The following is a 23,706-nucleotide window of genomic DNA, read 5'->3' on the forward strand; positions in this document are numbered from 1 at the left end:
GTTCGTCGTTCGAAAAGTCAAGCAATTGACTTTTCGTCTGCCAGCCAGACCACTCCTCACCTCCCCGTGTAGTGACGGGGAGAAGGGAGACGCTCCGGCGCTGACGCCTCCCTCTCCCCGTTCTTCACGGGGAGAGGGTAGGGGTGAGGGGCAGCGCCGACGCTGTTCAACATGGTGCTCATGAAGAAGATTCTGATCCTTGGCGGCACGACAGAAGCGCGCCAATTGGCCGAAAAACTGGTGGAAGATTTCCGTGTCACCCTGTCGCTGGCCGGCCGCACCGAAAGCCCGGTCGCGCAAGGCGTGCCGGTGCGCAGCGGCGGATTTGGCGGCGCCGACGGGCTGGCCGCCTATCTCAGGGAGGCGGGCATCGACCTGCTGATCGACGCCACACATCCCTATGCGGCGCAGATATCCGCCAATGCGGCGCAAGCCTCGCGCCTGACCGGTGTGCCGATCCTGGCGCTGCGCCGTCCCGGCTGGAAGCCTGTCGACGGCGACCGCTGGACGCAGGTCGATAGGACAGGCGATGCGGTGCACGCGCTTGGATCGACGCCGCGCCGCGCCTTCCTGGCGCTCGGCCGGCAAGAGGTCGCGGCTTTCGAGGCGGCGCCGCAGCATCACTACCTCATCCGCAGCGTCGATCCGGTCGAGCCGAAACTGGCGGTGCCGGATGCGACCTACCTTCTGGCGCGCGGGCCGTTTCGCGAGGCGGATGAACGCGCACTGCTCGAGGAGCACCGCATCGATGGTGTCGTGTCCAAGAACAGCGGCGGTGAGGCGACCTACGGCAAGATCGCGGCGGCGCGGGCGCTCGGTATCGAGGTGGTGATGGTGCGCAGGCCCATCCTGCCGGAGGTGCCGTCGGCCGAAACTGTCGAAGCATTGGCCGCGATGATCAATCATGGTCTCGACCCCGTCGCGGAGCGCGGCGTGTAGACCAGCGCCGGTTTGTCGCCGCGCTTGATGATCCGTGTTTCCGGCGAACCGATGATGATGCAGGTCGCCATGTCGGCTTTTTGCGCGTCGACATCGGCCAGCAAAAAGACCTCGATGCGCTCGTCCGGGCGGCCGGCGGCGCGGCCGAAGATGACCGGCGTGGTGCCGGGCAGGATGGCGCGCAGGCATTCGAAGGCGCGGCCGAGCTGCCAAGGGCGCGCCTTGCTGATCGGGTTATAGAGCGCGATGACGAAGCCGGCGCCGGCCGCCGCCAAAAGGCGCAGCTCGATCAGATCCCACGGTTTGAGATTGTCGGACAGCGAGATGGCGCAGAAATCATGGCCGAGTGGCGCGCCGATGCGGGCGGCAACCGCCAGCATGGCGGTGACGCCGGGCACGACAGTGACATCGACGGTTCGCCATTCGGCCGGGCCGGCCTCGATCGCCTCACAGACCGCGGCGGCCATGGCAAAGACGCCGGGATCGCCGCCGGAAACGACGGCGACGTCATGGCCCTCGGCAGCCCTGACCAGCGCGTCCTTGGAGCGGGCGAGTTCCTCGCGATTATCCGAGGCGACGCGGGTCTGGTCCGGGCGCAGCTCCAGCCGGTCGAGATAAGGCTTGTAGCCATAGAAGAACTTTGCCTCGGCGACGGCGCGGCTGGCTTGCGGCGTCACTTGATCGGCATTGCCGGGCCCAAGGCCGATGACGGTGAGGCGGCCGCTCATGGCTTGGCTCCCATGACGCCAGGCCGGCCGGACCAGCCGGCAACCAGCACGATGGCGAAATAGGGGGCCTTGTCGTCCGGCTTGTCGGCAAGCTTCATCGAGATGCTGCCGGCCATGGTGCCGCGCTCGACATAAACGGCGCGGGCGAGCTTGCCGGTGGCGTCCAGTGCCCGCCTGATCTTGGAAAGATTGCGGCCGACCTTCATGATGACGGCGGCATCCGTGTCGGCGAGACGGCGTGTCAGCTCGAACTCGCTCATCGTGCCGGGCAAAACCGTCAGCACATCGTCGCCCTGGACGATAGGCACGCCGGTCTGCGACCAGCAGCCGGACATGGCGGTGACGCCGGGGATGACCTCGGTCGGGAAGCGATGGGCGAGGCGGACATGCAGGTGCATGTAGGAGCCGTAGAACAGCGGGTCGCCTTCGGAGAGCACGGCGACCATGCGGCCGGCTTCGAGGTGTTCGGCGACCTTCTCGGCCGACTCCTCGTAGAAATCGGTGATCTGCGAACGGTAGTCGTCGTGATCCTTGTCGATCTCGGTGGTGACGGGGTAGAGCAGCGGCAGTTCCAGCATATCCGGCCGGAAACGCGCCTCGACGATGGCGCGCGCATTGCTGTTGTTGCCGCGCTTGGCGAAGTAGGCGACGACATCGGCCTCGGCCAGAACGCGCGCGGCCTTCAGCGTCAGCAGCTCGGGGTCGCCAGGCCCCGTGCCGACGCCGACAAGACGGCCTTTTGCCAGATCTTCTTTGACGGCTGCGTTCACAGGCCGGGCCTCGCCAGCGAATTGAGCGCGGCTGCGGTCATGGCGCTGCCGCCAAGCCTGCCGCGCACGATGGCGTAGGGCACTCCATAGGAGTTTTCGGCCAGCGCATCCTTGGATTCGGCGGCACCGACGAAGCCGACCGGCATGCCGATGATCGCGGCCGGCTTGGGCGCGCCATCGCGCAGCTTTTCCAGGAGATAGAAGAGCGCTGTCGGCGCATTGCCGATGGCCACGACCGAACCGGCCATGCATTCGCCCCAGAGGTCGATCGCGGCGGCCGAGCGGGTGTTGCCGATCTGCTTGGCGATGTCGTGCGTGCGCGGGTCGCGCAAGGTGCAGATCACCTCATTGCCGGCCGGCAGCCTGGCGCGGGTGACGCCATGCGAGACCATTTCGGCATCGCAGAAGATCGGCGCGCCGGCCGCCAAGGCGCTGCGGGCGGCGGCGACGAAATCGCTGGAGAAAACAAAATGACTTGATGCTTCGACCTGGCCGCAGGCATGGATCATGCGGATGGCAACGTCGGCCTCGGCCTCGGAAAAGCGGGACAAATCGGCCTCGGCGCGGATGATGGCAAAAGAGCGCTCATAGATGGCGTTGCCGTCATGGATGTAGTCGTAGGCGGCCATGCTTATTCCTGTCGGTAGCTTTCGGCGATTGCCGCCGGCCCGAGCCTTGTCAGGCAAGCGGCGGCGGTTTCGCCCTGAAATCGTGCGCTGCGGACCATCGCCGCGACGCGACTGACGCCGCGTGCGGCGTCATAGCCCGGCCTGTAGCCCGCAGGAAGGGCCTTTGCCGTCGCGTTCACGACAAGTCCGGCTCCGTTTTCGCCGCCGACCAATGTTAGCGCGGCTGGGCCGGGGTGAGCGCAGCCCTTGGGGCAACCGGAAATGTGCAAGGTGAAGTCGAGAATGTCGGCGTTTTGCGCGGCGATTGTTTCGGCGATGGCGCGGGTGGCGATGTAGCCGGAGGTGCAGGCCGGGGTGCCGGGGCACGCGGCGATACGGGTGCGCGGATCGGTGGGGGCGATGACGAAGCCGAGGATGGTGGCGGTAGTTTGGAGGGGGTCGTTGGCGGTCGGCGGCTGGGCGAGGAAGAGGAGAGCGCGGCCTGGGGCGAGGCGGATTTCGGTGGTGCCGAGGTTCGACGCCTGGCTGGCAAGGTCGATAAGGTTTTGCGCTGGCATGCTGCCGAAGGGCAGGCCGATGCCGAGGGCGTGGCCGCTCGATAAGGAGAAAAGACCGATAGGTCGACGATCCTTCGCGCCCCCCTCTGTCCTGCCGGACATCTCCCCCTCAAGGGGGGAGATTGGCAGTTTGGGCGCTGGCGCTCCACTTGGAACGTTGGCGACTGGCGAAAGCCGAGATGAGAGTTCAATCTCCCCCCTTGAGGGGGAGATGGCCGGCAGGCCAGAGGGGGGCGCGACGGAATGCCAGCCTGCGAGCGATGTCAGCTGCCTTTCCGTCAAATCCCTCGCATGGGCCTCGCGCCCTTTCTCAGCAACCATCCTGAGCACCGCAACAGCAATGTCGCGCGCTGCATCGTCCTCGACCGTCGCGAGCGGCCTCGCACTTTGACCGTCACCTCCAACAGATACAGCCCACAAGACGCCATCCCCGGCCCGCATCGCCTTTAGCCGCACATCAGCCGTCACCGCATCCATCGTCAGTTGCCCGCCGCCGTCGACAACCACCGAAACCTTCGGCCCCAACCGCTGCGTTAGCCCAGCCTCCTCGACCGCCGCCCTGATCCGCTCAGCCAGAGTCCGCGGATCGGCAAGCTCCTGCGGATCGATGCCGGCCAGCGGCCCGGTTTCGACCGGCACGCCGGTGCGCACGACGATACCCAGCGCATCCACCCCAGCCGCGAGAAGTGCCGCACTTTCCGCCGTCAGCCCGCGTATCTGCAAACTGCCACGCGCGGTCACTTCCATGATGCCGTTGCCGTGGCGCAAGGCGGATTCGCAGAGTCCGATCAACAGCTTCGGCGACAATCCTCCAGCAACCGGGTTCAACCTCACCAGCAGGCCGTCGCCGGTCTGCATCGGCGCCGACAGGGCCGGGCAGGCGCCACGGCGTGAGAAGGCGTTCATGCGGCGACACCGAGCGCCTCGGCCTCGACGATCAGGGCCTCGAGATCGTCGTCGACGGAATTGCGCAAGGGATGCCAGAGGCCGCGCCGACGTGCCGACTGGAAGCGCTCCGCGATAACTTTGGCGGCGGCCGGGTTTTCGCGCAGGATGAAGGCGCGAACCAGGGGATCGCCGACATAGGCATCATGAACGGCCTCGATCAGCGCGCCCGATATGGCATGCGTGGTTTCGGCGAAGCCGATGAGACGGTCGACCGTTTCTGCGAATTCGGAGGCGCCGCGGGGGCCGTGACGCATCTGGCCGGTTATGAAGCGGGCATTGACCGCACGTGCCCGCACCACTCGCGACACAGCCTCGCCGACCGAGCGCGGCTTCGGTTTTTGCGGGTCCGTGGTGTCGAGCACGATGACATCGGCATTCCTGCCCAGCGCCGCCAGCGCCGCCGAAAAGCCGCCGATGAAGGCAACGTCGGCGGAGCCCTCGAGAATGTCGCGGCCTGGGTCGTCGCCGGTATGGACCAGCAGATCTGCTTCGGCGATGCGGGTCTCGAAGGCGCCGGGGGAGGCGACGCCTTCGCCCCCAGCGCCGCCGTAGGCATGCGATGTGGCGTCGAGATAGGCGCGGCCGATCTCTTCGCGCGCGGCCCAGTCGCCGCTCGACAAAAGGTCCTCGACGCCGGCGCCATAAGTGCCGGGTGAGGTGCCGAAGATGCGCGGGCTGATCTTGCCGCCGGCGCGGGTTTTGGCGGCGAGCGGGTTTTCCGAATCCTCTTCGTCGCGGGCGGCAACGGCGTTGGCTGCGGCGTCGATCAGCGCGATCTGGGTCGGGAACATGTCGCGGAACAGGCCGGATATGCGCCAGGTCACATCGATGCGCGGACGGCCGAGGATGGCCGGCGGCAGCACCTCGATGCCGGTGATGCGGCCGGTGGCAGCATCCCATTGCGGCCGGCATCCCATCAGCACCAGGCCTTGCGCGATCTCCTCGCCGCCGGTGCGCAGCGAGGCCGAGCCCCAGAGGTCGATGACCAGCGAGCGCGGCCAGTCGCCATGCGACTGCATATAGCCGCGCACGACCTCTTCCGCAGCCGCTCGGCCCAGATCATAGGCGGTCGGCGTCGGCATGGTGCGCGGGTCCGACGTGAACAAATTGCGCCCGGTCGGCAAGACATCAGAGCGGCCGCGGGCGGGCGCGCCGGCCGGGCCGGCCTTGACGTGACGGCCGTCGAGCGCCGCCAGCAGCGCGGCTTTCTCGGCGTCTGCACTTTGCCGGCGCGTGGCATCGGGCTCATCGTCGGGTGCGCGGCCATAGATGTGCAGCCCGTCCTTGATGGCGAAGTCCTTGAGGTCGCAGAGCCAGGCGTCGATGCGGCGCAGCGCCTCGTCGGGCGCATCTGTCCTGGCGACGCCGGCTTCGGAGGCGAGGCCGGTCTTTCGCGCGGTGTCGACGATCAGTTTTGCGAGGCGGTCGCGGCGGCGGCGGTCGAGGCCGTCGGCCTGGGCGTATTCGTCGACCAGCCGTTCGAGTCTGTGCTGCTCCTCGTCAAGGCCAGCGCCGGTCAGCGGCGGCGGCAGATGGCCAAGCGTGACAGCGGCAATGCGCCGCTTTGCTTGCGCCGCTTCGCCCGGATTGGAGACGATGAAGGGGTAGATGACCGGTAGCGGGCCGGTGACGATCTCGGGGAAGCAATTTTGCGAAAGCGCGACGGTCTTGCCGGGCAGCCATTCCAGGGTGCCGTGGGCGCCGACATGGATGAGGGCGTGGACGTTCAGTGATTTGCGTAGCCAAAGGCCGAAGGCGAGCAGCTCGTGGCGCGGGGGGAGCGTCGGGTCGTGGTAGTCGGCGCGACGGTCGGCCGAGCGGCCACGGTCGGGGGCCAGCGCCACGGTGACGTTGCCGAAGGTGGCGGCGCGGAAGGGGAAGCCGATCTTACCCTCCCCCTTGTGGGGAGGGTGGCCCGCAGGGCCGGGTGGGGGTGATGCACCGCTACCCCCACCCCGTTTCGCGCCATCCGCTTCGCGAATGTCGCGAACCGACCCTCCCCACAAGGGGGAGGGTGAAGGAGCGCCCCATGCCGCCTCTACCGCAGCCAGTGCTTCTTTGGGCAGGCCCTTTGACAAGTCCCGATATTCGCCCAACACCAGCCCGTCACCGCTCCGCTCCAACGCATCCAGCAGCGCACGTGGCGATTGCGGAATCCCTTCAACGCCATAGCCCTGCTCCTTCAGGTCATGCAGCATGGCCAGCACGCTGGAGGGCACATCCAAGCCCACGGCATAGCCGGTGCGGCCTGGCGCACTCGGATAATCGGGGATCAGGATCGCCAGCTTGCGCTTGGCGCGAGCCGTCTCCTGCAGGCGAATGAAGGCCGCCACGCGCTCCGCCACCTGCGCCATGCGATCCGGTTCCGGCCGGTTGGCGAAGGCGCGGTGGCCGAGGGCCGGATCGGTCTCGCTTTCGCCCTTGAAGGAAATCGCGCCGGCGAGGATGCGGCCGTCGAGTTCGGGCAGCACGACATGCATGGCGAGGTCGGCGGGCGCCAGGCCGCGCTGGTTGTTGTTCCAGACGTCGCGGCGGGTGGTGGCGACGATGACCTGGAAGACCGGCACGCCGGCGCGGTCGAACAAGGTTTCGACGCCGGGTTCGGCGCCGGATGCGAAAGCGGTCGCGGTGATGAGGGCGGCGGGGTTTAGGGAGGCGAGTGCTGTTTCGACGAAGTCTAGGGAGGCTGGGTCTTTCAGGCTTGAGACGAAGATGGGGGCCGGGCGCATGCCGCGTTGGCGGAGTGCTTCAAAAAGGGCGTCGATGGGCGCGACATCGGCGGCCAGCAGCATCGAGCGGTAGAACAGGATGGGGATGACTGGAGCGTTGATGTGGTCGGCGTCGCGTTCCCGCCCACCCCCCTCTGTCCTGCCGGACATCTCCCCCGCAAGGGGGGAGATTGAGCTGTCATCGACGCTTTCGCCAATCGTCGATGTTGAAGAGGGCTCGGTTTCTGACAAAGCTGAAAACGAGCCGGCCGTGGTGAAGGCTGATCTCCCCCCTTGCGGGGGAGATGTCCGGCAGGACAGAGGGGGGTGTGAAGGAACGCCGACATCGGCAAAATCCAACTTGCCCACCACGCCGCGACCTGGCTCGTAGTAGCCCGCTTTCGGCACACTGATCGGCTCAGCCGCGGTTACATCTGACCCAGCCAGTCGCGCCAGCCGCTGCATCAGCGCCGTCATATTCTCTGGCCCGCCCTCGCGGAAATAGCCGAGCAGGCCATCCAATTCCGCGCGCGGCAGCGTCGAGGCTTCGATCAGCCTGAGATCCTCGTCGTGGCTTTCACCCGGCAGCAGCGCCAGCTTGATGCCGTGCGCGCGGGCGGTTGCGGCGAACTGGTCGCAGCCGTAGCGCCACCAGTCGTAGCCGCCGAGGATGCGCACCAAAATCACCTTGGCGTGGCGGGCAACGCTATCGACCCAGAGGTCGACGGACATCGGGTGCCGCAGGTCGCGCAGTGCCGCCAGCCGCATCGAGGGCAGGCGGGCGGAATCGGCCTTCCAGGCGGCCGCCAGGCCGGCGAGATCGCTGTCGGTGAAGGACAGCGCCACGATATCCGCCGGCGTCTGCCGCAGATCGACCGGCTCGGCGAGATCGTCGAGCGAGGCGGAGGTCGTGGTGAGTATATGCATTGCGGTCTAGCGCTGTTCACCGTTTCACGGAAACGGTGAACCCGCTCTATCTCCTTGTTTTTACACAATTCCGGACGGAAAACCGTGAAACACTTTTCCTGGAATTGCTACGCCGGTTTGCGTCAGCCGGCGAGTATACGCTCGATCGCCGGGCGGTTCAGCCCCTTGAGGCCAATGACGACGAGGCGCGAGCGGCGGTCGTCCTCGGCCGTCCAGGCGCGGTCATAGTAATGATTGACGCGCGGGCCGACGGCCTGCAGCAAAAGCCGCATCGGCTTGCCGCCGACCTCGACGAAGCCCTTCACGCGCAAGACATTTTCCTGTTCGGCGGCGATGGCGACGCGCTTGGCCAGTTCGTCCGGATTGGCGATCGAGGGGATGTCGACGATGAAGGTGTCGAAGTCGTCATGCTCGTGATCGAAGGCGCCGTCATGGTGCGACTTGCGGTTCTCGATGTCGTCCTCGACGGCGAGGCCGAGGCCAAGCAGCACGGACGGATCGACCTTGCCATGCGAGGTCGGCACGATCTTCACGGCGCGGGCGGAATGCTCGCCGATGATGGCGTTGGCGCGGGCCGAACCGGCTGAATCCATCAAATCGCTCTTCGACAGGATGATCAGGTCGGCGCAGGCGATCTGGTCCTCGAACACTTCCTCGACCGGATCGTCGTGGTCGAGCGTCTCGTCCTTGGCGCGCTGCGCCTGCAAGGCGTCCATGTCGTTGGCGACGCGGCCTTCGGCCAGCGCCGGGCCGTCGACCACGGCGATGACGCCGTCGACCGTCACGCGGCTTTTCACGCTCGGCCACTGGAAAGCCTGGACCAGCGGCTTGGGCAGCGCCAGGCCGGAGGTCTCGATCAGGATATGATCGACCTTGGGGGTCAGCGCCAGGATCTTGTCGAGGGCGGGCACGAAATCGTCGGCGACGGTGCAGCAGATGCAGCCATTGGCCAGTTCGACGATGTTTTCCTCGGGGCAGGTGTCGATGCCGCAGCCTTTCAGGATCTCGCCGTCGATGCCGATATCGCCGAACTCGTTGACGATGATGGCGATGCGCTTGCCGCCGGCGTTTTCCAGGAGATGGCGGACCAGCGTCGTCTTGCCGGCACCGAGGAAGCCGGTGACGACGGTGCAAGGCACACGGGAAACGGAAGCGCTCATGATCAGTCCTTCAGCATGTCGAGGGGCGGGATGCGGGCAACGAGGCCGCGCTTGAGGGAATCGGGCCGGCCGCGCCAGGGGATGAGGCCGTCGGTCGAGGTGGCGAAGAGTTTTGCGCCGGTGACGAGGTCGGCGCCGCTGGTCGCGGTCAGGTCGCCGAAGACATAGCTCCAGCAGCCGTCGCGCAGGATCGCGGCGCTGAGGCGGCGCTTGCAATTGCCGAGGCATTCGACCGTGCGGACGCGGATGTTGTCATTCGCAGCGGCGCGGCGCGTGTCGTCGGCCAGAAGTTCGCCGGCGCGGGGATGGGCGTCGGAGCCGGTCTCGTCGCGGCAGGAGGCGCAGACGATGACGGTCACGCCGGCCAAGGCGTCGCTATCGGCGGACGAAACATCCGCTGTGCCAGCCGAAAAACTGCTGTTCTGGTCCAAAAACCGGGCTCCTTGCCCGGAAACCCGCCGGGCGATCGGATTCTATAGTCGCAGACGGCAGGTCTCCTGGCTCGCGAGTCGTCGCCTTGGTTAGCCGCCTTCCCGGTGTTACCCAGTGGCTTTCGGCCTTGGCTCTTCGCTTACAGTTGCGGGGACAGCCGCGGATTTGGGATTTTTTCGTCCCGCACCGCATTCCCTCTTGGCCCTTGCCGTTGCGGGCAGGGGACCGTCTGGAGCGGATTTAGGCTTTTGCGGGCGGCGGTGTCAACGCACGGCTACGACATGGCGATGTCGGCAGGGGCTGTCATGTCCCGGCTTCCGGCAGTGCCAGGATGACCTGTCGGATAGCTTGATAGCCATCGCTATAGTCCCAGTCATGACCGACAGCCAGATTCTGTCCCTCATGCCAAACCGCGTTGTCCAGAAGGACTTCGGCACTAATCAGCGTGCCCTTCAAGCCTGCCAGAAAGGTCCGGACAAAATGGCTTCCGGGGGGTACCGAAGCTGTGAACAGCTTTTCCAGCTTGGCATAGAATGCTGGATAGCCTGGTGTCAGCGAGCATAGCTCGGTTGTGGCCTGGGAAATGACCGGGCCGCTATAGATTTTCCAGCGGGCATCTTTTCGCCAGATCTTCCAACTGGCGCTGCTTCGCTGCCAAAGCTCTATTTCGGCCTGCATGTTCTCGCAGACGTGATCGGCCAGTCCCTCAATGGCCACATGGAAAACACCACGGAGAAACTTTTCAAACGCCTGGTTCAGTTCCTGTTCGCGCGTGTCGCCGAAGCCAGCAAAGGATTCAATGACCGGCTGAACATCAAGCAGCGGAGAAAAAATGTAGATTTCCAGGACCAGCCGGTCAGAACTCGTCTCGAACACCTCAGCCTCAAACCGAAGCTGCTTCGATTGGAGCATGACGTCCCTATCTCTGCGGACTGCATCTATTCCATGCGCAATGAGGGCGCCATGGATCATGTCGAGCACTTTGTCCGATGCCATTGCACAACCTACGAGGCTTATTGAGGCGTCTATGACAGACGCTGCAAGGGTTGGCCATCTCTCTCGCTAGCCAATGCCGGCCCCAGATTGCCGGCCGGCGTCACTTCGATGCGCTCAAGGCCAAGCCAGCCCTGCATCTCCTTTAGTTCCTCGAAAAGCTGTGCGGTGGTCTCAGGCGGTGCGCCTGCTTCGGCATAGGCGGCGTGGACGCGTAAGACACTCGCAGGCCGGTCGGCCTTGAGATCGACGCGGGCGACGATCCGGTCGCCGAGCAGGAAGGGCAGCACGTAGTAGCCATATTGGCGCTTTTCGGCCGGGGTGTAGATCTCGATGCGGTAGTGGAAATCGAAGAGACGCTCGGTGCGCGCGCGCTCGAAGACCACCGGATCGAAGGGGGCCAGTAGCGCGCGGGCCTCGATCTTTCGCGGCAGGCGGGCGTCCTTATAGAGGTAAGCCGGCTTGTCCCAGCCTTCGACGCGTACCGGCAGCAGTTCCCCCAGTTCGACCAGTTCCTCCAACCGGCCCTTCATGTCGGCTGGCGACAAGCGGAAATAATCGCGCAGGTCACCCGACGTCGCGATGCCGTGGGCGCGGGCGGAAATGCGCAGCAATTCGCGGTGCGCGTCCTCGGCCGCCGGCACCGGCAGATCAAGGATCGCCTGCGGCAGCACGCGCTCGGGCAGGTCGTAGAAACGCTCGAAGCCGCGGCGGTGCGCCGTGGTGATGCGTCCGGCCCAGAACAGCCATTCGAAGGCGTGCTTGGCGTGGCTCCAGCCCCACCAGCCGCCCGAACCTTTCTGGCCCTCCAGTGCCGAAGCGGCAATCGGGCCGCGCTCGGCGACCGCGCGGTAGATCTCTTCGATATAGGCGGCGTGCTCGCGGCCCCATTTGGCGAGGCCCAGATACATTTCGTCGCCGCTTTCAGCGCGCTGCATGCGCCAGCGCATCAGTGGGTAGGTCTCGACCGGCAGGAACGAGGCCTCATGCGCCCAGTATTCGAACACCGTGCGCTTGCGGGTGATTGCGGCATTGTCGAGCAGGGTGAGCGGGTAGGGGCCAAGGCGCGAATAGAGCGGCATATAGTGGGCGCGCACCACGGCGCTGACGGAATCGATCTGCAGCAGGCCGGTGCGCGACAGCACGCGGGCGAGGTGGCGGCGATCGGGCGTGCCGACCGGGCGGGGATCGAGAAATCCTTGCGCGGCGAGCGCGATGCGCCTGGCCGCGGGGAGTGAGATTTTGTCCTTCGTCAAAGTGTCTTGCCTCGAACCATTTTCCCGACTTTAGCCGGCGATTCCGGTCATGCTAGCAGGCAAATGGCGGGAAATGTGTCAGGAGACAAAAGTGGAGTGAAAGATGAAGGAAATCAAACAGGAGGAGATCGGACCAGTTTTTCCCGGCCTGCCGTCCAGCACTGTCTTTTGAACAAGGTTTGACTTGCTTCGCTGAAAGCCCTGCGCTAACCCTCGCCGCGTTGCAGCAAAGGCACCTAAAACGGTTCAGCGGTTAAACTGTCGCGCTTCCGCATTAGGGTTGGTTGCTGTAATCAAAGTGGATTGGCCGCCAACGGAAAGCCGAGCATGAACGTACTCCTCAGTTCATACCTGCCCATCGTCCTCTTCATCGCCGTGGCCGCAGTTGTAGGCCTGGCGCTTATCATCGCGCCGTTCCTGGTGGCTTATCGCAATCCCGATCCGGAGAAGCTTTCCGCCTACGAGTGCGGGTTCAACTCGTTCGACGATGCCCGGATGAAATTCGACATCCGCTTCTACCTGGTGTCGATCCTGTTCATCATCTTCGATCTGGAAGTGGCCTTCCTGTTTCCGTGGGCGGTGTCGTTCTCGAAGATCGGCATGCTCGGTTTCTGGTCGATGATGGTGTTTTTGGCGGTGCTGACCATCGGCTTTGCCTATGAATGGAAAAAAGGAGCGCTGGAATGGGATTGAACGACAGTTCCGGAACGCTCGTCGCGCCGAAGCCCAAAGGCCTGATCGACCCCAATACCGGACGTCCGGTCGGTTCCGACGATCCGTTCTTCCTCGAGATCAACAATGAACTGGCCGACAAGGGTTTTCTGGTCACCTCGACCGAGGCGCTGATCACCTGGGCACGCAGCGGCTCGCTGATGTTCATGACCTTCGGTCTCGCCTGCTGTGCCGTCGAGATGATCCACACCTCGATGCCGCGCTATGATTCTGAAAGGTTTGGCGTGGCTCCTCGCGCGTCGCCGCGCCAGTCCGACATCATGATCGTGGCGGGAACGCTGACCAACAAGATGGCCCCGGCTTTGCGCAAGGTCTACGACCAGATGCCGGAGCCGCGCTACGTCATCTCGATGGGCTCCTGCGCCAATGGCGGCGGCTATTATCACTATTCCTATTCGGTGGTGCGCGGCTGCGACCGCATCGTGCCGGTCGACATCTATGTGCCCGGCTGCCCGCCAAGCGCCGAAGCGCTGCTCTACGGCATTCTTCTCCTGCAGAAGAAGATCCGCCGCACCGGCACGATCGAACGGTAGACCCATGGCCGCATCCCTGAGCGAACTGTCGACCTATCTCGGCGAAAAGCTGCCGGGCCGCGTCACCGATGCAGTGCTTGCCTATGGCGAACTGACGATCTCGGTTGCTACAGACAATCTGATCGAGGTGACAAGCTTCCTGCGTGACGATTCGGGCTGCCAGTTCATTTCGATCATCGATATCTGCGGCGCCGACTACCCGTCGCGCGTCAAGCGTTTCGATGTCGTCTATCATCTGCTGTCGCCGAAGCAGAATTTGCGCATCCGCATCAAGGTGCAGGCCGACGAAGAGACGCTGGTGCCGTCGCTCACCGCTGTCTATCCCGGCGCCGACTGGTATGAGCGCGAAGCCTACGATCTCTATGGCGTGCTGTTCTCCGGCCATCCGGACCTGCGCCGCATCCTCACGGATTACGGCTTCGAGGGCCATCCCCTGCGCAAGGACTTCCCGCTGACAGGTTTCGTCGAGGTGCGCTACGACGACGAAGCCAAGCGCGTGATCTACGAGCCGGTGGAATTGAAGCAGGAATTCCGCAATTTCGATTTTCTTTCGCCATGGGAAGGGACGGATTACGTCCTGCCTGGGGACGAAAAAGCCAAGACGAATTGAGGCGCCAGAATGGCTGAAACCTCCGTCCGCAACTTCAACATCAACTTCGGACCGCAGCACCCTGCGGCGCACGGTGTTTTGCGTCTTGTGCTGGAGCTCGACGGCGAAGTGGTCGATCGCGTCGATCCGCATATCGGCCTGCTCCATCGCGGCACCGAAAAGCTGATCGAGCACAAGACCTACCTGCAGGCCGTGCCCTATCTCGACCGGCTCGATTATTGCGCGCCGATGAACCAGGAGCATGCCTTCGCGCTCGCCACCGAGCGGTTGCTCGGCATCGAGGTGCCGAAGCGCGGCCAGCTGATCCGCGTGCTCTATTCCGAGCTCAGCCGCATCATGTCGCACATCCTCAATGTGACGACGCAGGCGCTGGATATCGGCGCGCTGACGCCGCCGCTGTGGGGTTTCGTCGAACGCGAAAAGCTGATGGTGTTCTATGAACGAGCCTCGGGTTCGCGCATGCACGCGGCCTATTTCCGTCCGGGCGGTGTGCACCAGGATCTGCCGGCGAAGCTGGTCGAGGACATCGGCAAGTGGATCGACCCGTTCCTGAAGTCGCTCGACGACCTCGACAAGCTGCTTACCGGCAACCGCATCTTCAAGCAGCGCAATGTCGATATCGGTATCGTGTCGCTGGCCGACGCCTGGGCCTGGGGCTTTTCCGGCGTCATGGTGCGCGGCTCGGGTGCGGCCTGGGATTTGCGCAAGTCGCAGCCTTATGAATGCTATTCCGAGATGGATTTCGACATCCCGATCGGCAAGAACGGCGACTGCTACGACCGCTACCTCGTGCGCATGGAAGAAATGCGCCAGTCGGCCAAGATCATGCGTCAGTGCGTCGACCTTCTGCTAGGCAAGGAGAGCACCGGGCCGGTGTCGAACCTCGACGGCAAGGTGGTGCCGCCCAAGCGCCAGGCGATGAAGCGCTCGATGGAAGCGCTGATCCATCATTTCAAGCTCTATACTGAGGGTTACCGCGTGCCGGCCGGCGAGGTCTATGCCGCAGTCGAGGCGCCGAAGGGCGAGTTCGGCGTCTATCTCGTCTCCGACGGCACCAACAAGCCCTACCGCTGCAAGCTGCGCGCGCCCGGCTTCGCGCATCTGCAAGCCATGGATTTCCTCTGCCGTGGCCACATGCTGGCCGACGTCACTGCCGTCCTGGGTTCCCTCGACATCGTGTTTGGTGAGGTCGATCGCTAAATGTCAGTCCGCCGTCTCGCAGAAGCAAGCGTCCAGCCAGCCACCTTCGCCTTCAACCGGGCGAATGCGGCGGTTGCGAAGCAATGGATCAAGAAATATCCGAAGGGCCGCGAGCAGTCGGCGATCATTCCCTTGCTGATGATTGCGCAGGAGCAGGAAGGCTGGGTCACCAAGGCGGCGATCGAGACGATTTCGGACATGCTCGGCATGCCGCGCATTCGCGGGCTCGAAGTCGCGACCTTCTACACGCAGTACCAGCTCAATCCGGTCGGCACGCGCGCGCATATCCAGGTCTGCGGCACCACGCCCTGCATGCTGCGCGGCTCGGAAGCGCTGATGGATGTGTGCCGCTCGAAAATCCATCACGACCAGTTCCACACCAACGACAAGGGCACGCTGTCGTGGGAGGAGGTCGAATGCCTCGGCGCCTGCGTCAACGCGCCGATGGTGATGGTCTTCAAGGATACGTTCGAGGATCTGACGCCCGAGCGGCTGGCCGAAATCATCGATCTTTACGATGCGGGCAAGGGCGCCTCGGTTCCCACGGGACCGCAAAACGGCAGAACCGGCTCGGAGCCGGCGCCTGGCCTGACGACGCTGAAGAGCGAAAAGGCGATCCTCAAAGCAACGCGCGACAAGGAAGCCAGGGCCGCGAGCAAGGCTGCCCACGCGGCGCCCGACGCAATCATTGCGGCGCCTGTTCCGGCTCCTGCCGCTCCTGCAGCGGCCGCCCCGGTCGCGCCATCCAACGCCGGCAAACCGAAAACCGATGCGCCGGAAACCAGCTCGGCGTTGAAGTCGCCCTCCAGGGCCAAGGTTGCACCGGCGGCGGAAAAAGCGGCGAGCGTCCCGGCGCCCCTGCATTCGGCCGCCAACGCCAACACCGCGGCGCCTGAAGTCGAGAAGGTCGCCAAGCAGCGTAATGGCCCGAAGACCACCTCCACGCCGGCAGCTGCCTTCACCGCGCCGGAATTCAAGGCGCCAGCGGCCAAGGCCACGGTGGCCCCGGCCGTCAAGGCGCCGGCAGCCAGGCCCGCAAAGCCGTCGCTCGAGGACAAGAACCGTCCGGCCGGAATCGACAGGCCGGCCGCGGTCGACGATCTCAAGCTGATCTCGGGCATCGGCCCGAAGATCGAGGGCATCCTTCATTCGCTTGGCATCTTCACCTTCACACAGGTCGCATCCTGGAATAAGGCCGAGCGCGACTGGGTGGATGGATATCTCGCTTTCCAGGGCCGCATCGAGCGCGACGACTGGGGCAAGCAGGCCAAGGCGCTCGCCAAGGGCGGCGTCGCCGAATACATCCGCGTCTTCGGCAAGGAGCCACGTTGATGGCTGAAGCGCAAAGCACCGGATCTTTGCTGTCGCTGCGCAGCATTGTCATCGGCGTTGTCTGCATCGCTGCTGCCAACATCCTTCTGGAGGGGCTTCGGCGCCTCGTCGAATTGCCGTTTTCGGATACCCTGGAATCGATGGCCGCGACCGGCATGGGCGTGCTGGTGTGGGTCTCGATCGTCTTGCGGGGAAAGAGGTAAGTCATGCTGGCCGACAAAGACCGCATCTTCAACAACATCTATGGCCTCTTCGACAAGTCGCTGGCCGGCGCGATGGCGCGCGGCGCCTGGGACAACACGCCCGGCATCATCGCCAAGGGGCGAGAGTGGATCGTCAACGAGATGAAGGCGTCAGGCCTGCGCGGCCGTGGCGGCGCCGGTTTCCCGACCGGGCTGAAATGGTCGTTCATGCCCAAGCAGAGCGACGGAAGGCCGAGCTATCTCGTTGTCAACGCCGACGAATCCGAGCCCGGCACGTGCAAGGATCGCGACATCCTGCGCAACGATCCGCACACGCTGGTCGAGGGCTCGTTCATCGCCGGCTTCGCCATGGGCGCGGTCGCCGCCTACATCTATGTGCGCGGCGAGTTCATCCGCGAGCGCGAGGCACTGCAGCGCGCCATCGACGAGGCCTACGAGGCCAGGCTGATCGGCAAGAACAACACGTCCGGCTACGATTTCGACATCTACATGCATCACGGCGCCGGCGCCTATATATGTGGCGAGGAAACAGCACTTCTCGAAAGCCTCGAAGGCAAGAAGGGCCAGCCCCGGCTGAAGCCGCCATTCCCAGCCAATGTCGGCTTGTACGGTTGTCCGACTACCGTGAACAATGTCGAGTCCATCGCGGTCGCGCCGACCATTTTGCGCCGTGGCGCCGCCTGGTTCTCGTCCTTTGGCCGGCCCAACAATGTCGGCACCAAGCTGTTTTGCATCTCGGGTCACGTCAACAATCCGTGCACCGTCGAAGAGGCGATGTCGATCCCGTTCCGCGAGCTGATCGAGACGCATTGCGGTGGCATTCGCGGCGGCTGGGACAATCTCCTCGCGGTCATTCCGGGCGGCGCTTCGGTGCCGCTGGTGCCGGCCGAGCAGATCATCGATGCGCCGATGGATTTCGATGCTTTGCGCGACCTGAAATCCGGCCTCGGCACGGCGGCTGTCATCGTCATGGACAAGTCGACCGATATCGTGAAGGCGATCGCCAGGCTGTCCTATTTTTACAAGCATGAGAGCTGCGGCCAGTGCACGCCATGCCGCGAAGGCACCGGCTGGATGTGGCGGGTGATGGAGCGGCTGGTGCGCGGCGAGGCGCAGAAGCGCGAGATCGACATGCTGCTCGACGTCACCAAGCAGGTGGAGGGCCATACGATCTGTGCGCTGGGCGATGCGGCGGCATGGCCGATCCAGGGCTTGATGCGGCATTTCCGCGGCGAGGTGGAGCGGCGCATCGACGAGTTTTCGCGCAACGCGCACCGGGCCGAACCGGTGATGGTGGCGGCTGAGTAGATTTGAAATACGGGCGCAAGCCCGGGACTGACACAGCGGGGCGGGGCTGACGAAGAAACGACCAGGAGATGTCTATGGCGCCCTATTCGAACCCTTTGATGCCCAATTTGGACCAGCTTGAGAAGATGAACCAGGATTTGACAAGGATGATGCCGAAGGAGATGGCCAGCGCCGTCAACCTTCTCGCGCATCCTGTCGCGGGTGCCGCCGCCATGTCGGCGCTGGGCTTCGGCCTTGCCAACCATGCCTTTGGCGTGTGGCTAGGCGCCTTGTCGGGTGCTGCCGAGGCATCGCAGCGGATTTTCCACCCGATCATCGACGATTTCGAGCAGCGCACCCAAGGGTTCTCCGAGACCGCGCCGGCCACCAAGGCGCGCGCGGCGACCAGAACCCTGATCGCCGAGGCGCAGACTTTTGCCCAGGATGTGACCGATATTGCCGCTCGCACCGTCGATGCCGAGCCGGAGAAGACCGATGCCGTCGCCGAAGGCGCGACGATCGGATTGATGCCGGAGGATTTCAGACAGCCCAAGGCCGTGGCTCGTCCGGCCAAGCCGTCGGATCTCAAGGCGATCACCGGCGTTGGGCCGAAGCTGGAAAAGGTGCTGAACGGCCTCGGCATCTGGACCTTTGCCCAGATCGCCGCCTGGGCGCCGGAAGAGATCGCCTGGGTCGAGGACTACCTGTCGCTCACCGGCCGTATCGGCCGCGACGAGTGGACCCGCCAGGCCGCGGCGCTGACGCTGGCTGCCAAGGCGAAGAAGTAGGGGTGGCAGGCATGGAGATCCACGACAGGAGCGATGTTCTCGATGTGCGCAATGCCATCGTCAGCAACTCCAGATTTGACGATGTGAACTTGTCGAACACGCAGTTTCACAACGTCGACCTGTCGGCGGCCGTGGTGGACGACGCGAACCTCTCGAACGCGTTTTTCAGCAATGTGAATATGAGCAATTTGAAGATAGAAAACGCTGAAGTCGCCGGCATGATGATCAATGGCATCAGGCTGAGCGATCTGTTTCAGGCATATGAGACGGCGCAGACCGCCGGGGGCAATTGATGGCAAAGCTCAAGGTCGACGGGAAAGAGATCACTGTACCCGACCACTACACGCTGCTGCAGGCGGCCGAGGACGCCGGCGCGGAAGTGCCGCGCTTCTGCTTCCATGAGCGGCTGTCGATCGCCGGCAATTGCCGCATGTGCCTGATCGAGGTGAAGGGCGGGCCGCCCAAGCCGCAGGCCTCCTGCGCCATGAATGTGCGCGACCTCCGTCCGGGACCCAATGGCGAGGCGCCTGAAATCTTCACCAACACGCCGATGGTCAAGAAGGCCCGCGAAGGCGTGATGGAATTCCTTTTGATCAACCATCCGCTGGATTGCCCGATCTGCGACCAGGGCGGCGAATGCGACCTGCAGGACCAGGCGATGGCCTTCGGCGTCGATTCCTCGCGCTATCACGAGAACAAGCGCGCGGTCGAAGACAAGTATATCGGCCCATTGGTCAAGACGGTTATGAACCGCTGCATCCACTGCACGCGCTGCGTTCGCTTCACCACGGAAGTTGCGGGCATTTCCGAGCTTGGCCTGATCGGCCGCGGCGAGGATGCCGAGATCACCACCTATCTCGAAAGCGCCATGACCTCGGAGCTGCAGGGCAATGTCATCGACCTCTGCCCGGTCGGCGCGCTGACCTCCAAGCCTTTCGCCTTTCAGGCACGGCCGTGGGAGCTGACCAAGACAGAATCCATCGACGTCATGGACGCCGTCGGCTCGGCAATCCGCGTCGACAGCCGCGGCCGCGAGGTGATGCGCATCCTGCCGCGCGTCAATGAAGCGGTGAACGAGGAGTGGATTTCCGACAAGACCCGCTTCATCTGGGACGGATTGCGCACGCAGCGCCTCGACCGCCCCTATGTTCGCAAGGACGGAAAGTTGGCGCCGGCCAGCTGGGCCGAAGCGTTCGTTGCGATCAGGGATGCGGTGTCGAATGCGGCGCCCGAGAAAATCGGCGCGATTGCGGGCGATCTTGCCGCCGTCGAGGAAATCTACGCGCTGAAGCAGCTTATGGCTGCGTTGGGCTCGAAGAACACCGATTGCCGCCAGGACGGCGCCGCACTCGATCCCGCGCTCGGCCGCGCCAGCTACATCTTCAACCCCACCATCGAGGGCATCGAGCAGGCCGACGCGGTGCTGATCATCGGCGCCAATCCGCGCTTCGAGGCCTCGGTGCTCAATGCCCGCATCCGCAAGCGCTGGCGGATCGGCAATCTGCCGGTCGGCGTCATCGGCGAGGTCGGCGACACGCGTTACGACTACGAACAGCTCGGCGCCGGTCCGGAGTCGCTGAAAGACCTGGCCGACGGCAATGGCAAGTTCTTCCAGGTACTGAAGAAGGCGACGCATCCGCTGATCATCGTCGGCCAGGGCGCGCTGTCGCGTGCCGACGGCGCGGCGGTGCTCGGCCAGGCGGCGAAACTCGCCACCGCCGTCAACGCTGCCCGCGCCGACTGGAACGGCTTTGCCGTGCTGCACACTGCAGCCGCGCGCGTCGGCGGTCTCGATGTCGGCTTCGTGCCTGGCAAGGGCGGCAAGAACGTTGCCGGCATGCTGGGTGAGAGCGAGGTTCTGTTCCTGCTCGGCGCCGACGAGATCGACATGTCCAAGACCGGCGGCGCCTTCGTCGTCTATGTCGGAACGCATGGCGACGCCGGTGCGCACCGCGCCAATGTCATCCTGCCGGGAGCCGCTTACACCGAAAAGTCCGGCACCTATGTCAACACCGAGGGACGCGTGCAGCAGACCAACCGCGCGGGCTTCGCGCCGGGCGACGCGCGCGAAGACTGGGCGATCCTGAGGGCATTGTCCGATGTGCTGGGCAAGAAACTACCCTTCGATTCGCTGCAGCAGTTGCGCGCCAAACTCTATGGCGAATACCCGCATCTCGCCCGCATCGATCATGTCGAAGCCGGCAATGCCGATGACGTCGCTAGGGTGGCGAAGCTCGGCGGGCGGCTGAACAAGGGCACTTTCACCTCGCCGGTCACGGATTTCTATCTGACCAACCCGATTGCGCGGGCCTCCGCCGTCATGGCGGAATGCTCGGCGCTGGCGAAAAACGGCTTCAGGCAGGCGGCAGAGTAGACATGGACACCTTCTTCTCCTTCTACGTGCTGCCGACGCTGATCATCCTTTTAAAGTCGGTCGTGCTGATCGTCGTTTTGCTGATCGGGGTTGCCTACCTGCTTTACGCCGACCGCAAGATCTGGGCGGCGGTGCAATTGCGCCGCGGCCCGAACGTCGTCGGCCCGTGGGGCACGCTGCAGGCTTTCGCCGATCTGCTAAAATTCGTCTTCAAGGAACCGGTCATTCCGTCCGGCGCCAACAAGGGCGTGTTCCTGCTGGCGCCGCTGGTGTCGGCCGTGCTGGCAATCTCGGCCTGGGCGGTCATTCCCGTCAATGCCGGCTGGGGGATCGCCAACGTCAATGTCGGCATCCTCTACGTCTTCGCCATCTCCTCGCTCGAGGTCTATGGCGTGATCATGGGCGGCTGGGCGTCCAATTCGAAATACCCGTTCCTCGGCGCGCTGCGCTCGGCGGCGCAGATGGTGTCCTACGAAGTCTCGATCGGCTTCGTCATCGTCACCGTGCTGCTCTGCGTCGGCTCGCTCAACCTGTCGGACATCGTGCTGTCGCAGCAGGATGGGCTGGGCACCAAGCTTGGCCTGCCCAACAGCTTCCTCGACTGGCACTGGCTGGCGCTGTTCCCGATGTTCGTCATTTTCTTCATCTCGGCGCTGGCCGAGACCAACCGCCCGCCCTTCGACCTGGTGGAAGCCGAGTCCGAATTGGTCGCCGGCCATATGGTCGAATATTCGTCGACGCCGTTCCTGTTGTTCTTCCTCGGCGAATATGTCGCCGTGGTGATGATGTGCGCGCTGGCCACCATCCTGTTCCTCGGCGGCTGGCTGCCGCCCTTCGACTTCGCCCCCTTCACCTGGGTGCCCGGCGTGATCTGGTTCGTGCTCAAGATCTGCCTGATGTTCTTCATGTTCTCGATGGTGAAGGCCTTCGTGCCGCGCTACCGCTACGACCAGCTGATGCGGCTGGGCTGGAAAGTGTTCCTGCCGATCTCCCTGTTCATGGTCGTTGCCACCGCGGCCTTCCTCAAAATCACGGGGTTTGCGTGATGTCCGCTTTTGGCCAGGCCGCAAAATCGCTGCTGCTGCAGGATTTCGTCAGCGCCTTCTTCCTGTCGATGCGCCAGTTCTTCGCGCCGAAGGAAACGATCAACTATCCGCACGAGAAAGGGCCGACCAGCCCGCGCTTCCGTGGCGAGCACGCGCTGCGCCGCTATCCCAATGGCGAGGAACGCTGCATCGCCTGCAAATTGTGCGAAGCGATCTGTCCGGCGCAGGCGATCACCATCGAGGCCGGCCCGCGCCGCAATGACGGCACGCGCCGCACCGTGCGCTACGACATCGACATGGTGAAGTGCATCTATTGCGGCTTCTGCCAGGAAGCCTGCCCGGTCGACGCCATCGTCGAGGGGCCGAATTTCGAGTTCGCGACGGAGACGCGCGAAGAGCTTTACTACGACAAGGACAGGCTGCTGGCGAATGGCGACCGCTGGGAGCGCGAACTGGCGCGCAACATCTCGCTGGACTCGCCTTACCGCTGACATTTGACGCATGGACGGGGCGAGGGCCCTCGTCTAAGGACAACGCAACTTGCCGGCCGGAGGCGGTCGCAGAAATCAAACAGGACGGATGTCCTGTTTGGACAGGAACCCGGGGGATCCCCAATGCTGAGTGGACTAGAGGCGGCCTTTTTCTACCTCTTCGCCTTTGTCGCGGTGGCGTCGGCCTTCATGGTCATTTCGTCGCGCAACCCCGTGCATTCCGTGCTGTTCCTGATCCTGACCTTCTTTAACGCCGCCGGCCTGTTCATGCTGACCGGCGCCGAGTTCCTGGCGATGATCCTGCTCGTCGTCTATGTCGGCGCGGTCATGGTGCTGTTCCTGTTCGTCGTCATGATGCTCGATGTCGACTTCGCCGAGATGAAGGAAGGCGCCCTGCAATATGCGCCGATCGGCGCGCTGGTCGGGCTGATCCTGGCGGCCGAGCTGATCGTGGTGCTCGGCGGCTACACCTTCGCGCCGCAACTGGCCTCGACGGTCTCCAAACCCATCCCGGATCTTGCCGCGCGGACAAACACCGCAGCACTCGGCGACATCCTCTATACGGACTACCTCTACTACTTCCAGATTTCGGGCCTCATCCTGCTGGTCGCCATGATTGGCGCCATCGTGCTGACGCTGCGCCACAAGGAAGGGGTCAAGCGGCAGTCGATCGCCGCCCAGGTCGGCCGCACGCCGGCGACAGGCATGGAAATCCGCAAGGTCAAGTCGGGCGAGGGGCTCTGAGATGGTCGTCGGCATCGCACATTACCTGACCGTATCGGCGATCCTGTTCACGCTCGGCGTGTTCGGCATCTTCCTGAACCGCAGGAACATCATCGTCATCCTGATGTCGATCGAGCTGATCCTTTTGGCGGTCAACATCAATTTCGTCGCCTTCTCGGCGGCATTGGGCGATCTCGTCGGCCAGGTGTTTGCCCTGTTCGTGCTGACGGTCGCGGCCGCCGAAGCGGCCATCGGTCTTGCCATTCTCGTCGTCTTCTTCCGCAACCGCGGCTCGATCGCGGTCGAAGACGTGAACCAGATGAAGGGTTGACGGGGCTAA

General features: G+C 64.2%; 24 protein-coding genes and 1 riboswitch. Of the genes, 15 read left to right on the forward strand and 9 right to left on the reverse strand.

All coding sequences use genetic code 11. From position 1 onward, the window contains the following. The first annotated feature begins 180 nt into the window (after positions 1 to 180). The gene (locus NLY42_RS18050; protein WP_032895512.1) at positions 181 to 939 is read left to right on the forward strand and encodes a cobalt-precorrin-6A reductase; all 759 of its coding nucleotides are present in this window, start codon (positions 181 to 183) and stop codon (positions 937 to 939) included. Here the strand turns inward: NLY42_RS18050 and NLY42_RS18055 are convergent. From NLY42_RS18055 to NLY42_RS18095, 9 genes are all read right to left on the reverse strand, one after another. Next, the gene (locus tag NLY42_RS18055) at positions 903 to 1,667 is read right to left on the reverse strand and encodes a precorrin-3B C(17)-methyltransferase (RefSeq protein ID WP_023753482.1); all 765 of its coding nucleotides are present in this window, start codon (positions 1,665 to 1,667) and stop codon (positions 903 to 905) included. The two genes, NLY42_RS18050 and NLY42_RS18055, sit on opposite strands and share 37 nt — an antisense overlap. Beyond that, a complete protein-coding gene (locus NLY42_RS18060; protein ID WP_031197672.1) occupies positions 1,664 to 2,437 on the reverse strand; it encodes a precorrin-2 C(20)-methyltransferase in 774 nt (257 codons plus the stop codon). Before NLY42_RS18060 ends, NLY42_RS18055 begins: the two co-directional genes overlap by 4 nt. Beyond that, a complete protein-coding gene (locus tag NLY42_RS18065; protein WP_023698340.1) occupies positions 2,434 to 3,066 on the reverse strand; it encodes a precorrin-8X methylmutase in 633 nt (210 codons plus the stop codon). The genes NLY42_RS18060 and NLY42_RS18065 overlap by 4 nt, the downstream gene beginning before the upstream one ends. A gap of 2 nt (positions 3,067 to 3,068) precedes the next feature. Next, positions 3,069 to 4,529, reverse strand: a complete 1,461-nt coding sequence (gene cobG, locus NLY42_RS18070) for a precorrin-3B synthase (protein ID WP_023753481.1) — start codon at positions 4,527 to 4,529, stop codon at positions 3,069 to 3,071. Next, positions 4,526 to 8,206, reverse strand: coding sequence for a cobaltochelatase subunit CobN (gene cobN, locus NLY42_RS18075; protein WP_286489248.1), 3,681 nt, complete (start codon positions 8,204 to 8,206; stop codon positions 4,526 to 4,528). Before cobN ends, cobG begins: the two co-directional genes overlap by 4 nt. 122 nt (positions 8,207 to 8,328) lie before the next feature. Next, positions 8,329 to 9,366 (reverse strand): cobalamin biosynthesis protein CobW, encoded by a 1,038-nt coding sequence (cobW, locus tag NLY42_RS18080; protein ID WP_023753479.1) that lies wholly within the window; start codon positions 9,364 to 9,366, stop codon positions 8,329 to 8,331. A 2-nt stretch (positions 9,367 to 9,368) separates the two neighbouring features. Then, the gene (locus NLY42_RS18085) at positions 9,369 to 9,797 is read right to left on the reverse strand and encodes a DUF1636 family protein (RefSeq protein WP_023753478.1); all 429 of its coding nucleotides are present in this window, start codon (positions 9,795 to 9,797) and stop codon (positions 9,369 to 9,371) included. A 39-nt stretch (positions 9,798 to 9,836) separates the two neighbouring features. Next, positions 9,837 to 10,043, reverse strand: a riboswitch (cobalamin riboswitch). Between the two features lie 58 nt (positions 10,044 to 10,101). After that, the gene (locus NLY42_RS18090; RefSeq protein ID WP_023690307.1) at positions 10,102 to 10,794 is read right to left on the reverse strand and encodes a DUF6348 family protein; all 693 of its coding nucleotides are present in this window, start codon (positions 10,792 to 10,794) and stop codon (positions 10,102 to 10,104) included. A gap of 29 nt (positions 10,795 to 10,823) precedes the next feature. Beyond that, positions 10,824 to 12,047 carry a winged helix-turn-helix domain-containing protein gene (locus NLY42_RS18095; RefSeq protein ID WP_286489249.1) on the reverse strand — a complete coding sequence of 408 codons (1,224 nt, stop codon included), beginning with the start codon at positions 12,045 to 12,047 and terminating at the stop codon, positions 10,824 to 10,826. Between the two features lie 327 nt (positions 12,048 to 12,374). On the opposite strand from NLY42_RS18095, the gene NLY42_RS18100 reads away from it, so the two are divergent. The 14 genes from NLY42_RS18100 (at position 12,375) to nuoK (ending at position 23,697) form a co-directional block, all read left to right on the forward strand. After that, positions 12,375 to 12,740: an NADH-quinone oxidoreductase subunit A gene (locus NLY42_RS18100; protein WP_023670825.1), complete on the forward strand. Its 366-nt coding sequence runs from the start codon at positions 12,375 to 12,377 to the stop codon at positions 12,738 to 12,740. After that, positions 12,731 to 13,312, forward strand: a complete 582-nt coding sequence (locus tag NLY42_RS18105; RefSeq protein ID WP_023670824.1) for a NuoB/complex I 20 kDa subunit family protein — start codon at positions 12,731 to 12,733, stop codon at positions 13,310 to 13,312. The genes NLY42_RS18100 and NLY42_RS18105 overlap by 10 nt, the downstream gene beginning before the upstream one ends. A 4-nt stretch (positions 13,313 to 13,316) precedes the next feature. Further along, positions 13,317 to 13,922, forward strand: coding sequence for an NADH-quinone oxidoreductase subunit C (locus NLY42_RS18110; RefSeq protein WP_023731236.1), 606 nt, complete (start codon positions 13,317 to 13,319; stop codon positions 13,920 to 13,922). Between the two features lie 9 nt (positions 13,923 to 13,931). Beyond that, complete coding sequence (locus NLY42_RS18115) at positions 13,932 to 15,122, forward strand: NADH-quinone oxidoreductase subunit D (protein ID WP_023670822.1); 1,191 nt, start codon at positions 13,932 to 13,934, stop codon at positions 15,120 to 15,122. Next, complete coding sequence (locus tag NLY42_RS18120) at positions 15,123 to 16,454, forward strand: NADH-quinone oxidoreductase subunit E (protein WP_023753477.1); 1,332 nt, start codon at positions 15,123 to 15,125, stop codon at positions 16,452 to 16,454. Beyond that, the gene (locus tag NLY42_RS18125) at positions 16,454 to 16,657 is read left to right on the forward strand and encodes a hypothetical protein (protein WP_023753476.1); all 204 of its coding nucleotides are present in this window, start codon (positions 16,454 to 16,456) and stop codon (positions 16,655 to 16,657) included. Before NLY42_RS18120 ends, NLY42_RS18125 begins: the two co-directional genes overlap by 1 nt. 3 nt (positions 16,658 to 16,660) lie before the next feature. Next, complete coding sequence (gene nuoF, locus NLY42_RS18130) at positions 16,661 to 17,965, forward strand: NADH-quinone oxidoreductase subunit NuoF (RefSeq protein WP_023670819.1); 1,305 nt, start codon at positions 16,661 to 16,663, stop codon at positions 17,963 to 17,965. 74 nt (positions 17,966 to 18,039) lie between these two features. Then, the gene (locus NLY42_RS18135; protein ID WP_023753475.1) at positions 18,040 to 18,732 is read left to right on the forward strand and encodes a helix-hairpin-helix domain-containing protein; all 693 of its coding nucleotides are present in this window, start codon (positions 18,040 to 18,042) and stop codon (positions 18,730 to 18,732) included. 11 nt (positions 18,733 to 18,743) lie between these two features. After that, positions 18,744 to 19,025 carry a pentapeptide repeat-containing protein gene (locus NLY42_RS18140; RefSeq protein WP_023685200.1) on the forward strand — a complete coding sequence of 94 codons (282 nt, stop codon included), beginning with the start codon at positions 18,744 to 18,746 and terminating at the stop codon, positions 19,023 to 19,025. Beyond that, positions 19,025 to 21,106: an NADH-quinone oxidoreductase subunit NuoG gene (gene nuoG / locus NLY42_RS18145; RefSeq protein WP_023753474.1), complete on the forward strand. Its 2,082-nt coding sequence runs from the start codon at positions 19,025 to 19,027 to the stop codon at positions 21,104 to 21,106. The genes NLY42_RS18140 and nuoG overlap by 1 nt, the downstream gene beginning before the upstream one ends. Before the next feature lie 2 nt (positions 21,107 to 21,108). Further along, positions 21,109 to 22,152, forward strand: coding sequence for an NADH-quinone oxidoreductase subunit NuoH (gene nuoH / locus NLY42_RS18150; RefSeq protein WP_023685202.1), 1,044 nt, complete (start codon positions 21,109 to 21,111; stop codon positions 22,150 to 22,152). Beyond that, on the forward strand, positions 22,152 to 22,643 hold the full coding sequence (gene nuoI / locus NLY42_RS18155) for an NADH-quinone oxidoreductase subunit NuoI (RefSeq protein ID WP_023685203.1): 492 nt from the start codon (positions 22,152 to 22,154) through the stop codon (positions 22,641 to 22,643). Before nuoH ends, nuoI begins: the two co-directional genes overlap by 1 nt. A 123-nt stretch (positions 22,644 to 22,766) precedes the next feature. Beyond that, positions 22,767 to 23,387 (forward strand): NADH-quinone oxidoreductase subunit J, encoded by a 621-nt coding sequence (locus NLY42_RS18160; protein WP_023690957.1) that lies wholly within the window; start codon positions 22,767 to 22,769, stop codon positions 23,385 to 23,387. A 1-nt stretch (position 23,388) separates the two neighbouring features. Beyond that, positions 23,389 to 23,697, forward strand: coding sequence for an NADH-quinone oxidoreductase subunit NuoK (gene nuoK / locus NLY42_RS18165; protein WP_023670810.1), 309 nt, complete (start codon positions 23,389 to 23,391; stop codon positions 23,695 to 23,697). Positions 23,698 to 23,706: the final 9 nt, after the last annotated feature.

The sequence above is a fragment of the Mesorhizobium sp. C372A genome, from assembly GCF_030323245.1.
In the GTDB taxonomy this organism is placed as follows: Bacteria; Pseudomonadota; Alphaproteobacteria; order Rhizobiales; family Rhizobiaceae; genus Mesorhizobium.